16 protein-coding genes are annotated in these 23,436 nt (G+C 58.0%); all 16 read right to left on the bottom strand.

Annotated features, from left to right (window positions below; genetic code table 11):
* Positions 1–13: 13 nt before the first annotated feature.
* Positions 14–1,030, bottom strand: coding sequence for a flagellar motor switch protein FliG (gene fliG / locus JOE33_RS22410; RefSeq protein WP_010428004.1), 1,017 nt, complete (start codon positions 1,028–1,030; stop codon positions 14–16).
* A complete protein-coding gene (gene fliF, locus JOE33_RS22405; RefSeq protein WP_010428005.1) occupies positions 1,023–2,807 on the bottom strand; it encodes a flagellar basal-body MS-ring/collar protein FliF in 1,785 nt (594 codons plus the stop codon). The genes fliG and fliF overlap by 8 nt, the downstream gene beginning before the upstream one ends.
* Positions 2,808–2,822: 15 nt before the next feature.
* Positions 2,823–3,152, bottom strand: a complete 330-nt coding sequence (gene fliE, locus JOE33_RS22400; protein WP_003344011.1) for a flagellar hook-basal body complex protein FliE — start codon at positions 3,150–3,152, stop codon at positions 2,823–2,825.
* 242 nt (positions 3,153–3,394) lie between these two features.
* Entirely contained in the window at positions 3,395–4,801 is a 1,407-nt protein-coding gene (locus tag JOE33_RS22395; RefSeq protein ID WP_122529235.1) for a sigma-54 dependent transcriptional regulator, read from the bottom strand.
* A complete protein-coding gene (locus JOE33_RS22390) occupies positions 4,801–6,015 on the bottom strand; it encodes an ATP-binding protein (protein ID WP_122579256.1) in 1,215 nt (404 codons plus the stop codon). Before JOE33_RS22390 ends, JOE33_RS22395 begins: the two co-directional genes overlap by 1 nt.
* Positions 6,016–6,137: 122 nt before the next feature.
* Complete coding sequence (gene fleQ / locus JOE33_RS22385; RefSeq protein WP_010428010.1) at positions 6,138–7,613, bottom strand: transcriptional regulator FleQ; 1,476 nt, start codon at positions 7,611–7,613, stop codon at positions 6,138–6,140.
* Between the two features lie 177 nt (positions 7,614–7,790).
* A complete protein-coding gene (gene fliT / locus JOE33_RS22380; RefSeq protein WP_010428012.1) occupies positions 7,791–8,087 on the bottom strand; it encodes a flagellar protein FliT in 297 nt (98 codons plus the stop codon).
* Positions 8,088–8,111: 24 nt separating this feature from the next.
* The gene (gene fliS / locus JOE33_RS22375; protein ID WP_010428014.1) at positions 8,112–8,501 is read right to left on the bottom strand and encodes a flagellar export chaperone FliS; all 390 of its coding nucleotides are present in this window, start codon (positions 8,499–8,501) and stop codon (positions 8,112–8,114) included.
* Positions 8,502–8,624: 123 nt separating this feature from the next.
* Positions 8,625–10,109: a flagellar filament capping protein FliD gene (fliD, locus tag JOE33_RS22370; protein WP_010428015.1), complete on the bottom strand. Its 1,485-nt coding sequence runs from the start codon at positions 10,107–10,109 to the stop codon at positions 8,625–8,627.
* 83 nt (positions 10,110–10,192) lie between these two features.
* Positions 10,193–10,585, bottom strand: coding sequence for a flagellar protein FlaG (locus JOE33_RS22365; protein ID WP_010428017.1), 393 nt, complete (start codon positions 10,583–10,585; stop codon positions 10,193–10,195).
* Between the two features lie 72 nt (positions 10,586–10,657).
* On the bottom strand, positions 10,658–11,506 hold the full coding sequence (locus JOE33_RS22360; RefSeq protein ID WP_010428019.1) for a flagellin domain-containing protein: 849 nt from the start codon (positions 11,504–11,506) through the stop codon (positions 10,658–10,660).
* Positions 11,507–11,836: 330 nt separating this feature from the next.
* Complete coding sequence (locus tag JOE33_RS22355; RefSeq protein ID WP_010428021.1) at positions 11,837–12,763, bottom strand: ketoacyl-ACP synthase III; 927 nt, start codon at positions 12,761–12,763, stop codon at positions 11,837–11,839.
* Positions 12,764–13,070: 307 nt separating this feature from the next.
* The gene (locus JOE33_RS22350; RefSeq protein WP_187625834.1) at positions 13,071–15,980 is read right to left on the bottom strand and encodes a TIGR00180 family glycosyltransferase; all 2,910 of its coding nucleotides are present in this window, start codon (positions 15,978–15,980) and stop codon (positions 13,071–13,073) included.
* Positions 15,981–16,095: 115 nt separating this feature from the next.
* A complete protein-coding gene (locus tag JOE33_RS22345; RefSeq protein WP_187625835.1) occupies positions 16,096–19,671 on the bottom strand; it encodes a glycosyltransferase in 3,576 nt (1,191 codons plus the stop codon).
* Between the two features lie 89 nt (positions 19,672–19,760).
* Positions 19,761–21,353, bottom strand: coding sequence for a flagellar hook-associated protein 3 (locus JOE33_RS22340; protein WP_032611919.1), 1,593 nt, complete (start codon positions 21,351–21,353; stop codon positions 19,761–19,763).
* A 13-nt stretch (positions 21,354–21,366) separates the two neighbouring features.
* Positions 21,367–23,427, bottom strand: coding sequence for a flagellar hook-associated protein FlgK (gene flgK, locus JOE33_RS22335; RefSeq protein WP_187625836.1), 2,061 nt, complete (start codon positions 23,425–23,427; stop codon positions 21,367–21,369).
* Positions 23,428–23,436 lie beyond the last annotated feature (9 nt).

Genomic DNA, 23,436 nt, shown 5'->3' with positions numbered 1-23,436 from the left:
GTCGGCTGAATCCTTAGATCATTTCCTCGCCACCCTTGCCACCGAGTACGATCTCGCCGGCCTCGGCCATACGACGCGCAATGGTGAGGATTTCTTTCTGGGCGGTTTCCACATCGCTGACACGTACCGGACCTTTTGCTTCCAGGTCGTCGCGCAGCAGCTCGGAGGCACGCTTGGACATGTTCTTGAAGATTTTTTCCTTGATCGCTTCGTCCGAGCCCTTGAGCGCGAGTACCAGCACGTCCGAGGATACTTCGCGCAGCAGCGCCTGGATACCGCGATCGTCCACGTCGGAAAGATTGTTGAAGACGAACATGAGGTCTTCGATCTGTACCGAAAGGTCTTCGTCGACCTCGCGAATCGAGTCCATGAGTGCGCCTTCGATGGAGCTATCGAGGAAGTTCATGATATCGGCCGCACGCTTGATACCACCCAGTGTGGTACGCGACGTGTTGGCGTTACCGGAGAACTGCTTCTCGAGAATCTGGTTCAGTTCCTTGAGAGCCGCTGGCTGTACGGTGTTGAGCGAAGAAACGCGCAGGATGATATCCAGACGGACCTTGTGGTCGAAATGCCCAAGCACTTCGCCCGCCTGGTCGGCGTCGAGATAGGCAACCACGATAGCCTGAATCTGCGGGTGCTCGAAACGGATCACGTCGGCAACGGCACGTGGCTCCATCCACTTGAGGCTGTCCAGACCGCTGGTATTGCCACCCAGCAGGATCCGGTCGATCAGGCCGTTGGCCTTGTCCTCGCCCAGTGCCTGGGTCAGCATCTTGCGGATATAGCCGTCGGAACCGACGCCAAGGCTGGTCTGATCGCCGACGATGTCGACGAACTCGCTCATCACCTCTTCGACCTGCTCGCGATGCACATTGCGCATCTGCGCCATCGCTACGCCCACTTTCTGGACTTCCTTGGGGCCCATGTGCCGGAGCACCTGAGCCGCATCGGTTTCGCCCAGCGAGAGCAACAGTACAGCCGCTTTTTCAACTTTGGAGAGTTTGGCTACCATGGCTCGTTCATTCATCAGTGTTGATCCACTCTTTCACAACCTGAGCCACACGGCCAGGATCCTCAGCCACCAAACTCTTGATTGCATTCAGCTGTGCGTCATAGCCTTCGGTCGGGCTCGGCAGCAGAATGCTCTGCGGGCCGCCCAGGCTTACGCGATCGTTGGACAGTTCGCCGTCCAGACCGCCCATGCCACCCAGTTCGGCGTCGCCACCGAAACCTGCCAGTTCCTTGCGCTTGCCGTTGGTGATGTTGTTCAACACCGGGCGCAGTACACCGAATACCAGGATCAGGATGAAGATCACGCCAACAGCCTGCTTGACAATGTCCCAGAACCAGGGTTGCGAATAGAACGACGCTTCAGGCAGCACTTCAGCGCGTTCGCTGGAGAACGGCACGTTGATCACGCTGACACTATCACCGCGGCTGGCGTCAAAACCGACGGCATCCTGTACCAGACGCGTGAAGCGAGCCAGATCGGCCGCGCTCCACGGAGCACGGGTGACTTCACCATTGGCCGCGTTGGTCTTGACCATGTCATCGACCACTACCGCGACCGAAAGACGGGTCAGACGGCCCTGCTGCTGCTTGGTGTGACTGATCGAACGGTCCAGCTCGAAGTTCTTGGTCGACTGCACGCGCTTGTCGGCCGGGTATGGCGCCAACGCGGGCTGACCGGTTGCCGGGTCCATGATCTGCTGACCATTGGCGTCGAGCAGGGGCTGGCCTGGAGCGATAGGGCCGGCGGCACCGGCAGCACCACCTCCTGCAGTCTGCGGAGCCGTTGCCGGGCCGGGCGGCTGGTTGCTCAGCGCCCCTGGAACGCCGCCCGAGCTTGAGCCGCTGGAACGCTGTTCGTTGACCGACTGCTCGCTGCGCAAGGCAGGCTGGTCAGGGTTGAAGCTTTCGGCGGTCGATTCGACAGCGCTGAAATCAACCACTGCCGAGACCTCGGCCTTGTAGCGGTCATTGCCCAGAATCGGCTGCAGAATGTTCTGCACGCGCTGGGTCAGCATGCTTTCCATGCGACGGCTGTAGTCGAACTGCTTGCCGGCCATGGTCAGTTCGGAGTTTTCCGCCTGATCGGAAAGCAAAGCGCCCTTCTGATCGACGACGGTAATCTGCGACTTGCTCAGCTCGGGAACACTGGTGGCCACCAGGTTAATGATGGCCATGACCTGACTCGGTTCCAGCGAGCGACCGGCGTACAGCTCGACCAGTACCGAGGCGCTTGGCTTGCGGTCGTCACGGACGAACACCGAGCTTTTCGGAATGGCCAGGTGCACACGGGCACCCTTGACGTTGTTCAGCGCAGAAATGGTACGCGCCAGTTCACCTTCCAGGCCGCGACGATAACGCGTGGCTTCCATGAACTGACTGGTGCCCAGGCCCTGATCCTTGTCGAGGATTTCGAAGCCGATGTTGGCGTCGTTCTGTACCACACCCGCCTGCGCCAGCTGGATACGCGCACGCTGCACGTCATCGGACTTCACCAACAGCGCACCGGAGTTCGGCTCGACGGTGTAGTTGATGTTCGCCGCAGTCAGGGTGTCCATGATCTGCTTGCTGTCCATGCCGGCCAGACTGCCATACAGCGGACGGTAGTCAGGCTGCTGGGACCAGAGCACCACGGCGAAGCCGATGGCCACGCTCGCGGCAAGACCGACCATGAGGCCAATCTGACGCAGCATGGTCATTTCGGAAAGATTTTCCAGAAAAGACATACCGAACAACGGTTTTCTTTCGGAAGCGTCCGCTCTTGCAGGAACGGTATCAGCAGCTGCTTCGGCCATGACTCAGTACGTCCCTTAAACCGGCATCTGCATGATGTCTTGATAAGCTTGAACCAGCTTGTTACGTACCTGGGTCAACGCCTGAAAAGACACGCTGGCTTTCTGCGACGAAATCATGACGTCGGTCAGATCCACGCCGCTCTTGCCGACTTCAAATGCATTGGCCAACTGACTGGACGCCTGCTGGGTCTGCGCGACCTTGTTGACGGCCTGGCCAAGCATGTCAGCGAAGCTGCTGGCACCGGCTTCCTGCGCACCGGACACGGGCTTGGGTGCAGACATCGCATCCATCTGCATGGCCCGCATATCCAACATCAAGCGATTAAATTCAACACCTTGGCTCATGGACATATCTCTCGTAAGGCCCGCAAATTTTTGACACTGATTCAGCGGGTACAGAAGGTATAGCAACAACGATGCCAGCTAGATGGCGGCGATTTGCCACACCGCATGAATGCATCATGTCGCTTGACACGAGGTCACGCCGGACTGCCCGTATTTACTGGGCGCCGGGTAATTTCAGGTTTGCATCACAGCAAAAATTATTCAGTGACCGCTGATCGGGAGTAGCGATCAGCGTTCCGTGTTCATGTGGCAAACAGATAGGCTTCCACATCCATTCCGGCGTCACGCATCTGCGCCAGCTTGTAACGCAATGTACGCGGGCTGATACCCAGGCGCTCCGCAGCCTCCTTGCGACGTCCCCGTTCAGAACGCAGGGTATCGATGATCATCTGAAACTCGTGACGCCTGAGGTCATCGCCCAGTGCGCCGGCAGATTCCGGACTTACACCGGCACCGGCATTCTCCGCCACGGTTGTGACAGTCACAGCCTCAACGGGCGCAGCAACGGGCAGGCTGGTGACCGGCCCGGACAGACAGAAGTCCTGCGCCTGAATTACCCCGCCCTGCTGCAGAATCAAGGCGCGCTGCACAGCGTTATCCAGCTCCCGCACGTTGCCGGGCCACGGATAGCTCACCAGACACTGCTGCGCTTCGGCGGAAAGACGAACCGGCGCGTGCTTCATTTTATTGACGTGCTTGGCCAGAAGCCGCTCGGCCAACGGCAGAATATCGGCAGTCCTTTGACGCAACGCCTGCCATGCCAGTGGAAATACCGACAGGCGATAAAACAGGTCTTCACGAAAGCGCCCCGCCGCTACTTCACCTGCCAGATCGCGGTTGGTGGTCGCCACTACGCGAATGTCCAGAATGATCGGCTTGCGCGCGCCCACGCGCTCGACTTCGCGCTCCTGCAACACACGCAGCAATTTGGCTTGCAGCCCCAAAGGCATTTCGGAAATCTCGTCCAGCAGGATCGTCCCGCCGTCCGCCTGCTCGAACTTGCCAGCCTGCGCCGCAATGGCGCCGGTAAACGAACCCTTTTCATGACCGAATAATGTGGCTTCCAGCATATTGTCCGGGATCGCCGCACAGTTGATCGCAATAAAAGGCTTATCGGCACGCGGCGAGTTTTGATGAATGAAACGCGCCAGAACCTCTTTACCGGTCCCGGACTCGCCGGAAATCAGCACGGTGGAGTCGCTTTTCGCCACGCGGCTGGCCAGGTTCAGCAACTGGATACTGGCAGGTTCGACGGCAATCGGTCCGTCGCGCTCTGCAGGCTCCAGACGACCCAATGCATGCCGCCCGACCAGCGCGATCAGCGCCTTGGGCTCGAAGGGTTTGACCAGGTAATCCGCAGCTCCCTGGCGCATGGCATCGACCGCGCGCTCGACCGCGCCGTGCGCAGTCATCAGCAGGACCGGCAATTGCGGATGACGGCTGCGCAACAGACTCAACAACTGGTGGCCGTCCATGCCCGGCATGTTGACGTCACTGATCACCAGACTGAATGGCTGCGCCTCGGCGGCGACCAGTGCTTCTTCGGCGGAACCGACCGCCCGATAGCCATAACCGGCCAGCTCGAGGGTCTCCCCAAGCGCTTCCCGGAGCGAACGGTCGTCCTCGACCAGCAGCACATTGATCGGCATCAGTTATTACCTGTCGGGCTGGAAGCCGGGATCAACGGCAGACTGATAATGGCGCAGGTACCACGGCCGACCCGCGACAAATAATGGACACGCCCCTGATGCGCACGCGACACCGCCGTCACCACGGCCAGACCAAGCCCTGTGCCGGTGGTCTTGGTGGTAAAGAACGGCTCACCGATGCGCGACAGTCCGGCCTTGTCAATGCCGCTGCCGTTATCGCTGAAGCAGATCCGCAGTACATTGCCGCGACTGTAGGCGTGAATTTTCAGCAGCGTCCGGCCAGCGCTGGCCTGGACAGCGTTTTCAATCAGATTGAGCAGTGCGCCGACCAATGTGTCGCGATTGCACAGCAGCTCGCCATCGATACTGTCGCACTGCCAGCGCACTGACACACCCTGAACATGCGTCGCAGCAGCATTCTGCAGCGCCTGAAACAGAGCCCCGGGCGCCAGACGATCCGTCAGCGGCAGCTCGCCCCGGGCGAACACCAGCATGTCGCGAACCTGATGCTCCAGCTCATGCAGACGATCCTTGAGCCGCGCGGCGAAACGCTGCTGGGTTTCCACCGGCAGCTCCTGCTCGGTCAAATGGCTGGCGTAAATCATGGCGGCCGACAGCGGCGTACGAATCTGATGCGCCAGAGAAGCAACCATACGACCCAGCGAAGACAGGCGCTCGTGACGGGCCAGCTGTTCCTGGAGATGACGGGTTTCGGTCAGGTCATTGAGCAACACCAGTTGCCCCGGCTCGGCATCCAGCGAGCGCGTGGCAATGGAAAGCCTGCGGCCATCCTTGAGCGAGACTTCGTGGCCATCGTCCTCGCGGGGTGCGAAGCAACGGCTGATCACGTGCCGCCAGAGCATGCCCAGCAGCGGCTGCCCGAGCAGATCGATGGCAGCGGGATTGGCCTCGCGCACGACGCCCATGCCATCAATGACGATTACTCCGCCGGGCAGCAGATCGAGCAGATTCTGCAGGCGATTGGCCAGGCGTTCCTTTTCCGCCAGCTCTTGAAGGCGCTGGGCTCCGGCATAAGCCAGCTCGCCCTTGAGTTCGGTGACACGCGCTTCAAGCAAGCCATAGGAATCGGTCAGTTGCTCCGACATTTGATTGAACAGCGAGAATGCCTGCTCAAGCCCCTGACGACTTTCCAGCTCCGGGGAGTACTGAGCCTGAACAGATAGGGCGGAAGTCAGTTGGGCGGCCTGGGACATGATTCATCTCTCTCGTGGCGAACCGTCAGTAAACGGTGTGTTAAGAGAGACCTAGCAATCCCCGTGCCTAAAAAAAACCCCTGAAAAATCAGGGGCTTGGTTTTTGGCACAAAAAACCGGCGTCAATCATCTGCCTGTTCATCGCCCTCGCGACGGCTCATACCGTACTTGCGCATCTTCTCGACCAGCGTGGTACGACGAATACGCAAGCGCTCGGCAGCGCGGGCAACGATACCGTTGGCATCGTCGAGCGCCTGCTGAATCAGGCCCTGCTCCAGACCACCGAGGTAGTCCTTCAGATCGAGCCCTTCGGGCGGCAGCATCGCGCCGGAAGCGAAGTTCGGCGTGTTGCTGTTGATCGCTACACGCTCTTCGATCTCGCTGCGCATGCTGTCGACCATCTGCTCGTCTTCATCGTCGACATAGCGAAACTTCTTGGGCAGCTCGGCCACGCCGATCACGCCATACGGGTGCATGATCGCCATGCGCTCGACGAGGTTGGCCAGCTCACGAACGTTGCCCGGCCAGGCGTGGCGACACAGCGACATGATGGCCGCGGAGTTGAAGCGAATCGAACCGCGCTTCTCGTGCTCCATCCGCGAAATCAATTCGTTCATCAACAGCGGGATGTCTTCGACACGCTCGCGCAACGGCGCCATTTCGATCGGGAACACATTGAGACGGTAGTAAAGATCTTCGCGGAAGCTGCCCAGCTCGATCATGGTCTCGAGGTTCTTGTGCGTCGCGGCGATGATTCGCACATCAATGCTCTGCGTCTTGTTGCTGCCCACACGCTCAAAAGTGCGTTCCTGCAGGACGCGCAACAGCTTGACCTGCATCGGCAGCGGCATGTCGCCGATTTCGTCAAGGAACAATGTACCGCCGTTGGCTAGCTCGAAGCGGCCGGCACGGCTGGTAATCGCGCCGGTAAACGCGCCCTTCTCGTGTCCGAAAAGCTCGCTCTCGAGCAGCTCAGCCGGAATGGCACCGCAGTTGACCGGTACGAACGGCGCATCACGGCGCTTGGAGTGATAGTGCAGGTTACGTGCAACCACTTCCTTGCCGGTCCCGGACTCGCCAAGGATCAGTACGCTGGCATCGGTGTCAGCGACCTGCTGCATCATCTGCCGGACGTGCTGAATCGCGCGGCTGGTACCTACCAGACTGCGGAACAGGTTCGGCTCACGATGACGACCGCGCTCACGGGCCTGGTCGTACATCTCGCGATAAACCTGGGCACGGTGCAACGAGTCGAGCAGCTTGCTATAGCTGGGTGGCATTTCGAGTGCGGAGAGGACTCGCCTGCGCAAATCCTCGGGCAGCTCGACAGAAGAATTTTCGCTCATCAGCAGCACGGGAAGGAACTCATCCCATGCTGCGATGGTCTTAAGGAGCCCTTGCAGGCTGCCCGGCGCGTTTACGCTACCGACCAGTACGCATAGCACTTCTCGCGAAGACGCCAGAGAGCCGACCACCTGCTGCCAGTCCTGACTGGAACAGGAGAGATTTTCTTCGCCAAGAAAATTCAGGATCACCGCCAGATCCCGGCGGCGCTGGCTATCGTCATCGATTAGCAGAATCTTGATTTCACGCCACATGCAATAGCAACTTCCCTAGTCAACTCAATGCCCATGATTGGGGGGCAGCTTGGCTTCTCAGCTGTATAAACCATGAGACGCCAGAAAATAGTAAACATCACTAGTTAAGTCAAAAAAACGAACACAGTCAAATTTATGGCGAAATTCTTATCGAACAATAAAAATGACAATTAAACATTAACCAAACAGATGGTATACCTTCGTCGCGCTCTTCGCATTCTGGATTTGAGTCATTTCTTCGACAACCGCTTGACGCGCACCGGTTGCAACATCAATCAGTTGCCTGTAGACACCCAATAGCTCCTCAAGGTTGCTGCGCAGTGCAGGTTCGTCATCGGGCGCTTCACTGACCACCGCGTCGACACACTCGCGACACGCAAGGTCAAGCTTGACGATAGCCTCCCAGTCACGCTCGGCCAGCGCTCCTACCAAGGCTTCCCGTGTTTCTTCGATACGCTTGAGCGCAGCACTCATTATTGTTCTCCTCAGGCCAGCAGATTATTGCACGGTGCCTATAGCGTCCCAGCCTTCCTTGACGGTGATCAGCAGACCGGCGACTTCATCGAGTATCTTCTGATCATTGCGAGCGTTGGCTTCCGCCAGGCGCGTCATCATGTAGTGATAGAGGCTGTCCTGCCTGACCAGCGCGTCGCTGGGCGTATTTTCCAGATCCAGGCCCTCACGCAGCCCACCGACGATGCCGATGGCCTTGCTGATGAACACGCCCTTGTTGGCGATATCCTTGCGGGCCATGGCGCCCTTGGCCTGAGCGATGCGGTCGAGACCGCCCTCCATCAACATCTGCACCAGACGATGAGGGCTGGCTTCCGAGGTCTGAGCCTGGGCGCCGATTTTCTGATACTGCCGCAACGCTAACATCGGATTCATAATGGGCCTCGTAACAAATCCAGAATACTGATACTCAAGCTATCGACGCAGTGCCCGGAAACTTTAGCCCAAAAGCAAGAACCCGACACAGGGTCGGGTTCTTGGCACTTCGGTAAAAAGAACTTACGAAGCGTTTTTCTGGGCGTTCATCGCCTCAAAGATCGACGTGATACTGCTAGCGGTCGCCTTGAGCTGCCCAACGACCAGGTCCATGGCGTTGTATTTCTTGGTCAGGGTTGCCGTCAGACTCTCGATACGACGGTTGAGGGCCTCCTGATCACTGGCTGTACGTGCCTGTATTTTATTGAGGCTGGTTGTCTTGGTGGCCAAAACGCCGTCAGCCTTCGTATAGGGCAGAAGCGCCTTGTTCATGCGCGAAATCAAGCCATCCGAATTGTTGGTGCCATCGGCTTTTGTCGTACCGGTAAACATCGCCTGGATCTGACTGCCCAGCTTCTTGTCACTCAATGCTGTGGTCAATTCAGCCGTGTTCAACGACAACTTACCGTCAGCCTGCTGAGTCTTGATCCCCAATTGCGCCAGGGAGCTGAGACCCGCATTCGACGTAGCCGTTGAAATCTGGTCGCGTATTGTTGCCAGCAACCCACGCGGCGTGGAGTCGCCGGTCAGCGCAGCGGCCTTGTAGTTGCCCTCACTGTCGGTAGTGCCCTTGGTCAGGGACGAAACCAGCGTCACCAGCGTGTTGTAGGAGTCGACGAAGGACTGCAAGGACGTCTTCAGGCCATCGGTGTTGGTGGCTACCGTGACCGTGGTCGATGCCGAAGCAGCAGAGGACGCGCTAGGTGCGACCAGTTCGAAGGTGAGACCGGAAATTGCCGTGCTCACGGTATTGGTCTTGCTGGTCAGACTCAGACCATCGACCGTGAACTCCGCATCGCCGGCAATTGCAGTGATCGCGCCGGCACCACCAATCGGCTTGCCGTTGGCGTCATTACCGGTACTGGTGGCGCTCATCAGCTTTGTACCATCGATATTCAGCGCTTCCTGACCGGAACCGCCTACGACAGAGATGTCACTGCCCGCGCCGGTGGTCGTCGAGCTGAACACCAGCCTGGAGCCGTTGTTATCGTTGATAATGTTGGCTGTGATGCCTTTACCCTGGAGCGTCGAGTTGATCTTGTCGCGCACTTCCGTCAACGTCGAGGTATTGTCGATCTTCACATCATAATCAGTGCCATTCTGAGTGATTTTCAGGGTACCACTCGGAATGGCACTCGCCTGCGTCGAACTCAGCGAGGCAGTAGCAACCTTTGAAGGTGTTGCCAGCTTGCTGATGTTAATAGCATACGTACCGTTGACCGCAGTGTTGCTGGCAGTTGCCTTGACTACCGCTTCGTTGGCAGACGTCGCAGCAAAGCCCTGGAAGGCAGGCGTGGTGGAGCTGGCCAGAGTGTCCAGTGTTTTCTGGAATGCAGCCAGTGCCGACGTCAGCTGACTGACACCCGAAAGTGATGCAGTGGTAGAGGCGGTCTGCTTGTCGATCTGGTTTTGCTTGGGCGCCTTCTCGGCACCTACGAGGCCTTCGACGATGGCGCCGATAGCCAGACCGGAACCAATACCATTTGTAGATGTAATAGGACTTGCCATGGTGCTTCTCCCTTCAAGAATGCTGCGGGGTTTGCCGCCCTTTCAAAAGGCGAATGACCCGACAACACATACCGTACCGGTGATCAGGCTCTGGCGCGGAACAACAAACTGTTCGCATCACTCAGGCTATCGGCCAGTTTCAGGATTTCTGCATTAGGAATTTGTCGAACCACTTCACCAGAATCACTCGCAATCACTTTGACAATGACTTTGCCAGAATCTTCGTCGATCGAAAACTCGAGATTGCGTTTGACCGAATGAAAAAATTTCTGGATGTCCTCTGCCGCGGCTTTGACTTTAGCATCGTCATTGGAATCATCCTTGTGCAGATCGGAGCCTTTACTTTCCGCCGTGGCGGCAACACGCTTGACTGATGGCGTGTCGGCAGGCTTGTCAACTGACGTGTCGGGCACAGGGGCCTGGCTCGCCGGCTGAACGGCCGGATAAGACAAGTTCAGTTTCACACTCATATCCATGACCATCACCTCCGAAAGTAAAAAAGCGAGAGAGCGCTATCAAGCACTCCCCCGCTAAAACTCATGCCGATATTACTGAAGCAGTTTCAGTACAGCGGATGGCAGCTGGTTAGCCTGAGCCAGAACAGAGGTGGAAGCCTGTTGCAGGGTCTGTTGCTTGGTCAGCTGTGCAGTTTCAGCAGCGAAGTCGGTATCTTGTACGCGACCCAGTGCAGCACTGGCGTTTTCGTTGATGTTCTGCAAGTTGGAGATGGTGCTGGTCAGACGGTTTTGCGAAGCACCGAGGTCAGCACGGGTGGAGTTGATGGTCTGCAGAGCCGAGTCGATAGCGGCCATTGCGCCAGAGAAAGCAGCCTCTGCAGCGGCACTGTCAGAACCGGCGATCGAGATGGCCGAACCGACACCCAGGGTGTTTGCGTCAAAGCTTGCGCTCAGAGTCAAAGTGATCTGGTTCGACGCGCCAGAGTTGGAACCAACCTGGAAAGTCATGGTGCTGGCAGAACCGTCGAGCAGGTTCTTGCCGTTCAGGTTGGTACTTTGAGAGATACGGGTCAGTTCCGAACTCATCGCGGTGAATTCTTTGTTCAGCGCGTCACGGTCGGTAGAGCTGTTGCTGTCGTTTCGCGACTGAACAGCCAGTTCACGCATACGCTGCAGAATGTTGGTCGACTCTTGCAGCGCGCCTTCAGCGGTCTGAGCAAGGGACATACCGTCGTTGGCGTTTTTGATCGCCATTGTCTGACCGCGGATCTGCGAAGTGATCTTGGTAGCGATTTGCAGGCCAGCAGCGTCATCTTTAGCGCTGTTGATTTTCAGACCGGAAGACAGACGAGTCATCGAGGTCGAAAGAGCGTCGGAGGCGCGACCCAGGTTCTTCTGGACGTTCAACGATGCTACGTTGGTGTTTACTGTTAAAGCCATGATGAATTCCTCGTTGGTTTGGTACTACGTGGCTTCCGGCCCCTGCAAGCGCCGGGTGTGCCTAGAGAACCTTCGTAATAGTTATCGTCGCAATGGCAGGTTGCTTGAGCGTTTTTTTTTAATATTTTGCCATCACACGGCCACCCCTTATAAAACAAGGGCTTAGGCCATAATCACGCGACTGGAAAGAGAGAAATTCATCAACAACAGAAAGAGGGATCAAGCGAGGGCGTAGCGTAGCGAAGTTCAAAGTGTGACGTGGATCACTGTTTAATTTAAAAACGCCTGGGGCATAAATCCACAGGCGTTCTTTAATCAGGCTGTATGCATTCAGCCTTTATAGATAATGGCGGAGCCCCAGGACAGCCCCACACCAAAACCACTCAAGGCGACGCGCTTCCACGAAGAGCCCAGTACGTGCTTTTCAATCAGCAGCGGAATGCTGGACGAAACGGTATTGCCGGTCTCGACCATGTCCTTGAGAAACTTCTCGGGCTTGTCTTCGAAACGGCGCGCGACAGCGTCGACGATGGCGGCACTGCCCTGGTGGATACAGAAGGCATCAATATCGTCAGGGGTCAGATCAGACTCGGCCAATAGCTCGTGCAGATGCGCTGGCACTTTCAACAGTGCGAAATTGAACACTTGGCGACCGTTCATGAAGAAAACGCCGTTGCTGACCTTGAGGTGTGGCGCTCCGGAACCATCGGTACCGAATTTCGCCTTGCCCAGCTGCCATTCCGCGTCCTCACCCATCCAGGTGGCCGTCGCCGCGTCACCGAACAGCATGGTGGTGTTGCGATCTTCCTGATCGACAATTTTCGAATACGGGTCGGCAGTGATCAACAGGCCATTTTTCAAGCCTGCCGCTTCCATGAAGCCCTTGATCGCATAAATGCCATACACATAGCCGGAACAGCCCAGCGATATGTCGAATGCAGCAACGTTGGTCGACAGCCCCAGCTTGTCCTGAACGATGGCTGCAGTATGCGGCAGCCCCTCCTCGTCACCGTTCTGAGTGACGACGATCAGCACATCGATGCTGTCGCGCTTGAGCTGCGGGTTATTGGCGAACAACGTGTTGGCTGCCTCAACGCACAGATCCGAGGTTTCCTGGCCGGCGTCTTTGCGCGGCAGGAAGGTGGAGCCGATTTTCCCAAGGATGAATTCTTCATCCTTGCCGAATTTGGCGCCTTGAGCGTAGTTATCAACACCTGCAACAGGCACGTAACTCGCTATGCTTTTAATGCCAATCATCATGGCTTCCCGATGAGTAAACAGGTCATTTTTCGTCCCGATGAAATCGGGGCGCTACCGAATAGGGGTGATTTACGGACATTTTCAGGGCGCTTGGCAGGTTAAAGCAAGTCAGGCGCATGTCGCTCCCTGTAAAACAATACAGTGGAGATGCACTTTATGACCCGCAGGTCACTCCCGTCTGCCTGCTTTACGAAAATTTGCGTCGAAGGAATCTGCACTTGATCCTGGCCAACGGTCCCCTGCGAAGAGGCCTTCCAGGCGACAAACCGGCCGCGAAGCAGCCGGTTTTACGAGGGTGGACGACTCATCCAGCTAGAGTGAAGCCCTGGCCGTCGAGACCCAGATTGACGTTGTAGGCCTCATCCTGCGCGAACTGCGCTGACCACTTGTCCATAAGTGCATCGCGCGCCTGCTGCGGAGCATGCACCACGCCGGAATGCACCACCTGCACATGCGGCGTCCATACAGTCAGATAACCTGCCTGCGCAGTCTTGAGGCACAGGTCGACATCGCCGAGCGCCTCGGCGAAAGCCTCTTCATCCAGACCGCCCACTCCGTTGTAAAGCTCTTTGGCGATCATCAGGCAGGCCGATGACACGGCAGAATAATTCTGCTCGACCACCAGGCGCTGCATGTAACCGGTGGACGTCTTCGGCTCGCCGACAAAGCCCGAACCCACGCAGCCATTCAGTCCCAGCACCAGACCCGCCTGAGTCACGGCGCCTTCGCCATCCACCAGCTTGACGCCTACCACGCCCACTTCCGGACGTTGCGCCTGATTGAGCAGTGATTCGATCCAGCCGACATTGACGATCTGGCTTTGCGCATCCACCAGCACAAGGTATTCGCCGGTGGCTTCCTGGCTGATCAGATTGCACAGCGCTGCCGGGCTCATGCGCTGCTCGGCGCGGAACACACGCACGCGACCCGAAACCTGCTCTTGCCTGTCGAGCCAGGTCGACAGTTCGGCAGACGTGCTGGCATTGTCGCCGATCAGTACTTCGTAACGCGGATAGCGGGTCCGTTGCAGGATGCTTTGCAGACAGCGTTGCAGCTCCGCCAGGTTGTCCTGGCTGTGCAGCAGAATCGAGACCACCGGCCGATGGGCGTGGCGATAATCGATCTTGTAAGTGCCAGGCTGTGCCGAGCTGATTTCTGCCTGATAACCGCGCTTGCCAAGGTGGCGTTTGAGCGCTTTCTGTTCGTCCGGATTGTCTTCCAGCTCTGGCGCGTCGCAGATCAGCACCGGTTCGCTCAGATGAGCAAGACCGCTCATGCCGCCCTCCTCGATCAAGCGCAACAACAGGTCGAACTCCAGTGCTTTGGGGAATTCGCGCGAATAACCACCCGCCTCGACCAGCAGGTCACGACGAATCAGCCAATGCCGCGCCATCAGGGTCGGCAGGCTTTGCAGCAAGTCCAGATTGAAACCGGGACGGAACACCGGGGCCAGCGTGCCATTGGCTTGACGCTGAATCTCGTCTACCGCGACAGCCCGGCACTGTGCTGCATCGACCAACTCGGCACTGGCCAGCAGCAGACCGCTGCGGGTGAACTCTTCACCGACCTGCGCCAGCATCAGCCAGTCGCTGGGTGACTGTTTGACGACCTGATTGATCCTGTCCACGTAATTGCTTTCGGTGACCTTCACGAAATGCAGGGTGTTGTGCGGCGTGGTCACTGCCGGCAGTTCTCCGGTAGTAAACACCACCACCTTGAAGGCCTTGTAGTGACTGTTGATCAGGCTGTCGAACGTCGCCTGCAGCTTGAATATGTCGGCTTCCAGATCCAGCAGCAAAATACCGATCTGCGACCCAGCCGGTTTATTGGCGAGTTTCTCACTGATTTTCTTGAACGCTTCAGGTGTCGGATCACGCGAATCGAGCCAGTTGAGCAGCCGGCCGGACGCCATACCGTCGAGCAGTCGACCATTGTCGAAACCGGAAGCGGCCTGCAGGCGCCGGGACCAGGCCGAAAGAAGCTCGATCTGCTTCTCACTGTCCTTGTCGTCCTTGCTGTGGCCAAGCTCTTTAACCAGACTCTGCACGACACCAAGGTTGAAGGCGTAGGTTTCGTAGGCGTACCACAGACGACTGAGTTTCGGCTCAGCATCCGGATTGCTTTGCTCACGCAGTAACTCCGCCTGTTTGAGCAGTGCTGCCTCAAGCCCTTCCATCTGCAAGCGGCCTGCCGGCATGACATGGATGAGGAATTCGATTCTGGCCAGCTCATCGAACAGCGGCTGGTTGTAAAACGGCATCTCGACGAACTGGCGAGGCTCGAACAGCGCATCGGACTGCTCAAGGGCAACATTCCAGACCGCGCTGATGATTTTTTCATCGCCCTGAAAGCCCTGTGTCTTGAGGCGCTCAGCCATGGCGGCGAGCCCGGCGAGGATCTTTTGCACGCCCTGCACGCCTTCGAGACCCGAGCCTTCGCCGATCAGCGCGACCATTCCCTTGGCAAACGACTCGCGGGCCGCTCTGGCTTTGGGGTCACTGTGCTTGACCGCTGCGGCAATGGCCGCACCGTGGCGCAGCTCCGCGTCCTTGCCGGGCGTGAAGTGCAACGCATACGGAATCGGCAGGATGCGCAGGCGTGCAGCGGCAACCAGATAGTTCATGTGGCCTATTTCCTGCCAGTGCGGCTCGGTGCCTTCGGCAACCGAAGCGAACCACTGCTGCGCCAGTTCAGTGCGGGTCACGGCACTGAGCAGCGACAGGCCTTCGCCCATGAAACTCAGCACCCGCTCGCCAGCATCGTCTGAAGCATAGTCTTCACAGATTTTGCGGTCGCGACGGAAATAGTCCACCTGATTGACCTGCGCCTGATAGCTCAGGCTATAACCCTGACAAGCGCCGTAAGCCGGGTTAGCTTCAAGAAAACTCAAGGCAGCAGTCAGCGCATCCGGCAGCAGGAAACTGTCGACCGGAGCCTGTACCACGAAGGGAGTGGTCACGTGTTTGAGACCTTCGGCGATCCTGGCGCTATGGTTGCTATTGGCCCATTCGGCGCTCTGCACGTAATGCAGGCCAGACGCACCAGCGATCTCTGCATCAGGCTGAGCCGATGCGTCGACCACCACCACGTTGCACGGAAAGCTGCTGTAATACTTCAACGCGCGACGCAGGAAATCCGGCTGGTCCTTGGCCATCAGCAACAGGGTAAGACGCTGATTCAGAGCGGTGTGTTCATTTCCCGAATGGCTTTGCATGATCTTTCCTTATAACGAATCGATTGCGCCTTCAACCCGCAGTGGGCGTTGAAGCAAGAGCGTAGCGTGGCGGCACCCGCGAGCAAGCCGCTGGTGCGTGTTCAAACGAACCGGATCAGTCCGGCAACCAGCCGTTGGCCCAATATTGCAGGTTTTCACCACGCAGCATGAAGTCGCGCAACACCGTCTCGCGCAGTTCATCACCCATGCGGTAGCTGGCATTGGGGTCGGATAAGTGCATGCGGATAGCCTGCAACCATTCTTCAGAGCTGTTGGTATACACGCGAGTGGCTGGCAGATGACCGCGGTACGCTTCGGTGTCGGAACAGATGACCGGATAACCACATGCGCCGTATTCCAGCAGCCTGAGGTTGCTCTTGCAGTCGTTGAAAATGTGGAATTCCAACGGCGCCAGCGCCAGATCGAGGTTCAGGCTGGCGAGCTTGGCCGGGTAGGTTTTCAGGCTGACCGCCGAATGGAACTCGTGGATGTAGGGCTTGAGCAAATCGGGGCACATGCCGAAGAACACCCACTCAACTTCGTCGGCCAGTTCGCGCACCACGTCGACAATCAGCTCCAGATCACCGCGATGGCTGGTACCGCCCCCCCAACCGATACGCGGCTTGCCAGAACTGCGGCGCTGACTTCTGAGGTTGCTCCACAGATGGGTCGCCAGCATGTTCGGCACCACACGGATATCGGTGTGCATGGTAGATAGCACTTCGGCCAGCGGGTGAGTCGATACCACCACCCGGTCACACAGGCCTATGCCCTTGCGCAGCATGGCGGCGATATTGTCGGGCATGTTGCGCTTGTGCTCGTTTCGCTCGGGGACATCGGCAATGTAATCGTCGAGCTCGAAAATGCGCATGGCACTGGAATAGTTCTTTGCCATTTCTATATCCGGGACTTTTGCTTCGGTATAGCGGCCCTGAAAAACAATGACATCTGGCGACTGGCGCTCTATCTCGACCGGCGTTGCCGTTTCATAAGTCATTCGGCCAACCACCCGCCCGGCGCTCATCAATTCCAGCAGCGGCTGGCTGACGCGGTAATGGCCGACTGCCGAAGAGTTGACCGCCATGCCCAGGATGGAAGGCAGATGACGGGTGCAGAACGGGTTCCAGCCTGCCAGCAGACCAGGGTCAAGGGAGAACGACAGCACTTCATTGAGATGCAGGTTGGGGTTGTACGCCTGATCCCTCGCCATCTTCGGCAGCCATTTCTGGAAGAATGACTTCTGCTCGTTATCGAGTACCTGACGAGACGCCTCGTTACGCTCAGCGGCAGCGGGCTCGGCCAGTAGCAGCGACGAATCCGGCGTACCCACAATCAGATAGCCCTCGCGCCCGACGCGCATGCACAGGTCCAGATCCTGCAAGCCTTGAGTGAAGGCCGCAGCCTCCATCTCGCCCGCGCTGTCGAACACGTCCTTGCGCACCATCAGGCAATTGCCACTGACCGCGCTCCAGTTCTGCGTCAACTGCAGACGCTGCATGTAGCCGCTCGCACTTGCCGGGAAATTGATGAAGGGTCGACCCGCCAGGCCGTCCATGCCCATGACCATGCCGGCGTACAGAATAGTGCCTTGCGGATTGAGGATACGCGGCCCGACGATGCCGACTTCCGGGCGCTGGGCATGGTTGAGCATCCCTTGCAGCCAGTCGGCTTGATGAATCATGGCATGCGGGCTGAGCATCAGCAGGTAGTCGCCCCTTGCTTGCCGCGCAGCATGGTTCTGGGCCGAGGCTTCGCTGCCAGCTTCAGACAACGAGAAAATCCGCAGTTTGTCGCTCCCCAGCTGGCTCATTGCCGCGAACCATGCCTGGGCATCGGCACCTTCACTGGCGTTGTCGACGATCAAGACTTCGTAATTCGTGTAGGTCGTGTTGCTGAGCAGGCTGTCGACGCAGCGCTCCAGATCGCCCAACTGATCCCTGGCGGTGATGATGATCGACACCAGCGGCAGCGACGGATGAACGTACTCGATGCGGTTCAGCAACGGCAACTGATCATGGTGAATTACATGCTCCCTGCCGATACGTGTCAGGTGGGCCGATACCACCGACTCGTTGTGTTCAATGACCTGCGGCAGTGACAGCCAGTCGGCAAACGCCAGGCGGGATTCGACCTGCACTTCGGCAATGTGCTCGATAGTCTGCGGACCGGCACCCTCGACCAGACGCCAGATCACGTCGTGCGGGGCCAGCTCGTCGTGAGCCGGATCGAAACCGCCCATGTCGAGCAGATTGCGGCGCTCGAACGCCAGCGCGCGCCCGACGTAAGGATAAGCACGCAGCAAATCCAGATTGAAACCAGGCTTGAAAATCGGCTCTCTGGACTCGTCGTCGACCAGTGCCCCTTCATCGCTGTAGACACACAACAGCCCGGAGGTCTGGGCGACACGCTCAGCCAGTACCAGCAACGCGGACTGAGTCAACCGGTCGCCGGCACGCAGTAGATAAACCCAGTCGGCGCTGTCCAGCAACGGCAAGACTTCGTTCAACTGCTGCGACCAGTCCGGCTGCAGGGAAAAGCGCAGCACTTGCGGGTCATCGACGCTGGCATTGGTGAGCACCACCACCGAGTCGGCGAGGTAATCCTGTTCGGCAATGCTGCGCAAGGTGATGTCGAGGCCTTCGGCGTCACCGTCAGGATCGATGATCACTGGGACGATGCGCGGCTGCCAGGCCCAACTGCCAATGCGTTGCTCAAGCAGCTTCTTTTGCGGTACGGAAAACCGTCGGCAGGACAACCATTCAGCGTAAAGCTCGGCATAGCTTTCACTGTTGCTGCCGACCCGACTCATCATGATGCCTTGACGCCCGGCCATCACTCCGTAGAGACCGACTTCGTCCCACTCCCGCGGTTCTTCCATTGCACTGCGTAACGGCAGGAAACGCACCCAACCTTGCGCAGGTGCATCTTCGCCGCTGCGTGCCTTGAGCATTTCGTTCAGCCAGCCCCGTTCGGTGGTAGCCTTTTGAAGCATATCCACCTGACTGCTGAAGCGCCCAGGATACAGTCGCTCGGTACTCTCGACGTTGTGCAGCACGATGAGATTGCCGCGACGCAGCAGGCAGATGAACAGCGTGAAATCCAGCAGTGCGACAAAGCCCTGCCCCGGCACTGCGAGGGACGGCAGGTATTCCAGCACATCGGCGCGGCGCATCAGCGCACCGCTGAAACCGCCCAGGTAATTGCGCGGCGTCCGCTCGAAAATCGCCAGCATGTCCTCACCCTTGAACACAGCGTCGTAGGGCACCAGACCGACGTTTTCCATGCGCACGGGCAATACATAATCGTCGATGTCCACTAAATGGCGTTTGCTGACCACCAGCTGAACATCTTTATAGGCATCAAGGGTCTGAGCCTGATGCGCGACGCACCAGGTGTAGAGGCGATCGTCATCGCAGAGAAACTTGATGTACTCGCCAGCAGCTTCTTCCAGGCATTTGAGCAGATTGCCCTGAAAACCGAGGCGCTGAGGGTTGCTCACGTAACGCGCACGGTCGCTCCCCAGAGGGACCAGCTCGTCAAAAATCGTTTTAATCTCATTGGTACGGCAATCGTCACAGACGATGATTTCGAGATTGTCGTAAACCTGGTTCAGCGCACTTTGCAACGCATCGCGGAAGAACCGTGGATTGAAGGCGGGAATGACGATACTGACAAGGGGAGCTGAATTCACTGGTGCAGACTCGTGAGCGGTGGAGAGCCAGTCAGTCGAAAGGCCCTCCTCACCGCTGAAAAAAGACGGTGGATGCTCAACGTCAGGGTTCAAAGCTGACTGAACAGGTTCAACTTGGACAGCATGGTGAATACCTGCTGGGAAGCGTCCAGCATGGTCTTCTGCAACGTCAGGCGAGTGGTCGCCTCTACGATGTCGGCGTTCACATAGGTGCCCTGCTCGACCGTATTATTGCCTTTGAGCAGATCGTTGGTCGTCCCTTGAGCAGTTGCCGCCAGCTGACGAGCACCGCCATTCGAACGCGCCGTGGACGCCTGCTCGATGCTGCTACTCATGTTGCCCAGCGCGGAAGTCATTGATGCGCTCAGTTTCTGCGAAGCCACCAGATTCCCGTCCGCTGGCGTCGACAAGGCTTTGATCGCCGCTGTCAGTGTATTCAGGATGTTCTCGGTCTGGTGAGTGCCAGATTCCACAAGGAACTGATCACCGGCGGCAGGTGTACCGCTGATATTGAAGTTGACCCCTGAAGCATTGGCGGTTGAACCGCTCATCGTCCCGCTGGACACCGGCTTGCTGCTGCTGGTCAAGGGCGCAGCATACAGATCGTAATCGGTCGGGCTGGTGAACTTGAGAATCGCACCGTCCGTAGGAAAGGTGTTGTTGAACGCAGTACGGTCGGCCGCCGAGTTACCTACAACCGAGCTACTGACCGTAGCGGTAGAGGTATTGCCGGCGCTGCGCGAGGTGGAAACGCTGTCTGGCGTCGAAGCCAACTGATAGGTGCGATTGGCGAGCGCGGCATCGGCCGTGGCGCTGGTGGCTTTGTCAGCGGCGGTCAGGTTGACGTTGAGGGTCAACTCGACACCTCTGAACGTGAACGTCTGAGCATCGAACGAGCCGTTGCTGAACTTGCCGCCAGAAGACGCCTCACTGCTCACATCGGTGCCAGTGGCATCGGTGATCTTGAACTGCGTACCGCTGAGGAACGTCAGCGTGTAGGGTTCGCCGCCCTGATAATTCGAGTTATAGGTGGGGGTAGACGTCACCAGGCCGCCACTCAAACCGATCTTGCCATCATCGGTCGCAGGAGAGACCAGCGTCGAAGACGTACGCGTGGCGTTGACCGCTTGCTCGAACGCTTCAAAACCGGTGGTATTGCTGGCCATGACCAGGCCGTTGCCCACGGCGAGGTTGACGCTGGTCTGATCGCCCTTGTAGCTGTAAGAGCCGTCGGCATTCTGCGAGTAAGGCGGCGTAGAGGCCTTGGAGCCGGCAAATATGTATTGACCGTTCGGGTCCTGGCTGTTCATCAGCCCCAGAATCTGACTCTGATATTGCTTGAGCGCAGCGGCCTTGGCGAGGCGGTCGGAGTCAGTCAATGCACCGTTACTGGCTGATACGATCTCTTCGCGAGCAGCCTGCATGGTATCGACGATGCTGGTCAGTGCCGTCTCGGTATTGACCACATTGGTATTGATCGTACCGATGTTCGCCTCGTACTGGGTCAGCATGGAGTTCTGCTGAGTCAGTTGCAGGACCCGGGATGCACCCACAGGATCATCGCTCGCCGTATTGAGCTTGATGCCGCTGGAAACCTCTTCGCTGGTCTTGTTGAGGTTTGAATAGTTACGCTGATAGTTGGCGTTCGTGGCTTCGTAGAACTGGGTAGTCGAGATACGCATGGCTCACGATTCCTTAAAGGCTGTTGATCAGCGTGCTGAAAATGGTTTGTGCCGCCTTGATGATCTGCGAAGAGGCGGTGTAGTACTGCTGGTACTTGATCAGATTGGACGCTTCTTCATCGAGCGAGACGCCCGAGACCGAATCACGTGAAGCCTTGGCCTGACCGACAACGGCGGCAGTGGCCGTGACATCGTTCTTGCCCTGGCTCGCCAGTGTACCGACCACGGAAACCAGATCCGCATAAGAACCGGACAGGCTGGTGCCCACGCTACCATTGGTAGCGCCGACGGTCTTGGCCGTCTGCAAACCGACCACGGCCAGGGCGTTGCGGTTATCGGACGAGCCGGCACCGGTCATTCCGATGCTGAACGTGTCGTTGGCAACCGGAGAGCCGGAAATGGTCATTTCCAGCTCAAACGCAGTTTTGCTGCTCGGCGTCGTGGTGGTATCGGTGTAGCCAATGCTCAGTTTGAGCTTATTGGACTGCCCCTGAATGATCGAACCGCCGACAGCATTGCCGTTCTGGTCGAGCACTGCGCCACCGCTGGCATTGAGCAGCGTGTAGCTCTGCACGCCGGTGCTGCTGACCGCGCCCATCACCAACTTCATGGGTGCGGAATTTTTGACCGCGTTACGCAGGTCGGCGGTCTGGGTGCTGTTGTAAATATCTGACTTGGTGTTCAGCACCGGCTGGGTAAAACCACCAGTCCCGGAGTTGCTGGTACCCGCCGTTGCCGTCAAGGGTGCAGCAGCTGCAATGTCCTTGGCATCGGTCAGGACCACCGATATTCCGGAAGCGCCGTTGCGTGTCGGTGTCACCTTGAAAATGTCACCGGCCGCCAGCGTATTGCCGTTGAGACTGACGCTGAAACCCTCGAACTGCTTTGGCGGGTTGTCCGCGAGCGAACCGGTACCCACGCTCTCGCCGTTGGGCAGACGCCGCACGGTGAAGTTGGAAGCGTCATTGAAGGTAACTTCGTAATCATCAGCGGTCAGCTTGCTGGTGTCACCGATGGTCACGTCCAGGTTGCCTGAACCGGCGCTGTTGGTGGTCTTGCCGATGCTGCGTTGGGTGATAGCGTCAGCGCCGTTGATACTGGAATAAAGGTTAGAGCCGAAATTGCCCTTGCTGTCGATACCCTGGCTCATCTGGCTGTTGACCTGATCCGACAGCACCATTGCCGTGCGGCCCAGCTCGTTGGCCGCAGGCACCAGCACATCGCTGCGATAACGCAGCAGACCGCCGATCGAGCCACCCGTAACGACCGAACTTACATCAGTCTGGGTCTGACCGTAGGCTATCTGTACGTTGTACTGCAGCGGGTCGGCCGCGCTGGGGGCGGTCGACATCTTGTACGCCGTCGAACCGCTGACCAACGCTTGCCCGGTGCCGGTGTAAACGTCGTAGTTGCCGTTGTTTTCAGACACTTTCACACCCACCAGCTCATTGAGCTGACGCACCGCTTCGCTACGCGAATCGAGCAGTGTGTTGGGCGTGCCGTTGCCTGCCGATGCCTGAGTGATTTGTTTGTTCAGGCTCGCCACCGTGTTGGTCAGTTCGTTGACCTGGGTGGTGAAGTTAGCAAGCTGGGCATTGACGTTGTCGTTCTGTGAAGACAGCTGTGAAGCGATCGAGTTGAACCGCGCACTCAATGCGTTCGCCTGAGTAAGGAACGAGGAGCGATCTGACGACTGCGTCGCATTGGTGGCAATGCCCTGCATCTTGGTGAAAAAGTCAGACAGTTGCGTGGCAATACCCGTCGCACTGTCCGACAGCAGCGTATCGGTCTTGCTGGCCTGACCGGAATAGGCGACAGCGTCCGCACTGAGGGCGGTCGTGGTTTGCAATTGGGTGTCCAGGTAGCTGTTATAGATGCGACGCACATCCGACAGCGTTGTACCCGTGCCGATGTAGCCGGTGCCCTGACCCAAGGCAATCTGCGCCGACGCCGTGGTCAGCACCTGCTGACGCGAATAACCAGCAGTATCCACGTTGGCCGTGTTGTTACCGATGGTGTTGATCGCGGCACTGCTGGCATTGATACCTGAGAGCCCAATTGAAATCAGCGACATGAGTCAAAC

Origin of the sequence: Pseudomonas sp. PvP027, from assembly GCF_017833005.1 — a bacterium.
Classification (GTDB): Bacteria; Pseudomonadota; Gammaproteobacteria; order Pseudomonadales; family Pseudomonadaceae; genus Aquipseudomonas; species Aquipseudomonas congelans.
The sequence above is the reverse complement of the archived record's forward strand: the minus strand, read 5'-3'. Positions and strand labels throughout refer to the sequence as shown.

Coding starts and splice junctions, on each gene's coding strand:
- JOE33_RS22390 (WP_122579256.1), bottom strand. CDS start 6,015: ATGTCCCAGGCCGCCCAACTGACTTCCGCCCTATCTGTTCAGGCTCAG.
- fliE (WP_003344011.1), bottom strand. CDS start 3,152: ATGAGCCAAGGTGTTGAATTTAATCGCTTGATGTTGGATATGCGGGCC.
- JOE33_RS22355 (WP_010428021.1), bottom strand. CDS start 12,763: ATGATTGGCATTAAAAGCATAGCGAGTTACGTGCCTGTTGCAGGTGTT.
- JOE33_RS22360 (WP_010428019.1), bottom strand. CDS start 11,506: ATGGCTTTAACAGTAAACACCAACGTAGCATCGTTGAACGTCCAGAAG.
- fliS (WP_010428014.1), bottom strand. CDS start 8,501: ATGAATCCGATGTTAGCGTTGCGGCAGTATCAGAAAATCGGCGCCCAG.
- JOE33_RS22350 (WP_187625834.1), bottom strand. CDS start 15,980: ATGCAAAGCCATTCGGGAAATGAACACACCGCTCTGAATCAGCGTCTT.
- JOE33_RS22395 (WP_122529235.1), bottom strand. CDS start 4,801: ATGCCGATCAATGTGCTGCTGGTCGAGGACGACCGTTCGCTCCGGGAA.
- fleQ (WP_010428010.1), bottom strand. CDS start 7,613: ATGTGGCGTGAAATCAAGATTCTGCTAATCGATGACGATAGCCAGCGC.
- fliF (WP_010428005.1), bottom strand. CDS start 2,807: ATGGCCGAAGCAGCTGCTGATACCGTTCCTGCAAGAGCGGACGCTTCC.
- JOE33_RS22340 (WP_032611919.1), bottom strand. CDS start 21,353: ATGCGTATCTCGACTACCCAGTTCTACGAAGCCACGAACGCCAACTAT.
- fliG (WP_010428004.1), bottom strand. CDS start 1,030: ATGAATGAACGAGCCATGGTAGCCAAACTCTCCAAAGTTGAAAAAGCG.
- fliD (WP_010428015.1), bottom strand. CDS start 10,109: ATGGCAAGTCCTATTACATCTACAAATGGTATTGGTTCCGGTCTGGCT.
- fliT (WP_010428012.1), bottom strand. CDS start 8,087: ATGAGTGCTGCGCTCAAGCGTATCGAAGAAACACGGGAAGCCTTGGTA.
- JOE33_RS22365 (WP_010428017.1), bottom strand. CDS start 10,585: ATGGATATGAGTGTGAAACTGAACTTGTCTTATCCGGCCGTTCAGCCG.
- flgK (WP_187625836.1), bottom strand. CDS start 23,427: ATGTCGCTGATTTCAATTGGGCTCTCAGGTATCAATGCCAGCAGTGCC.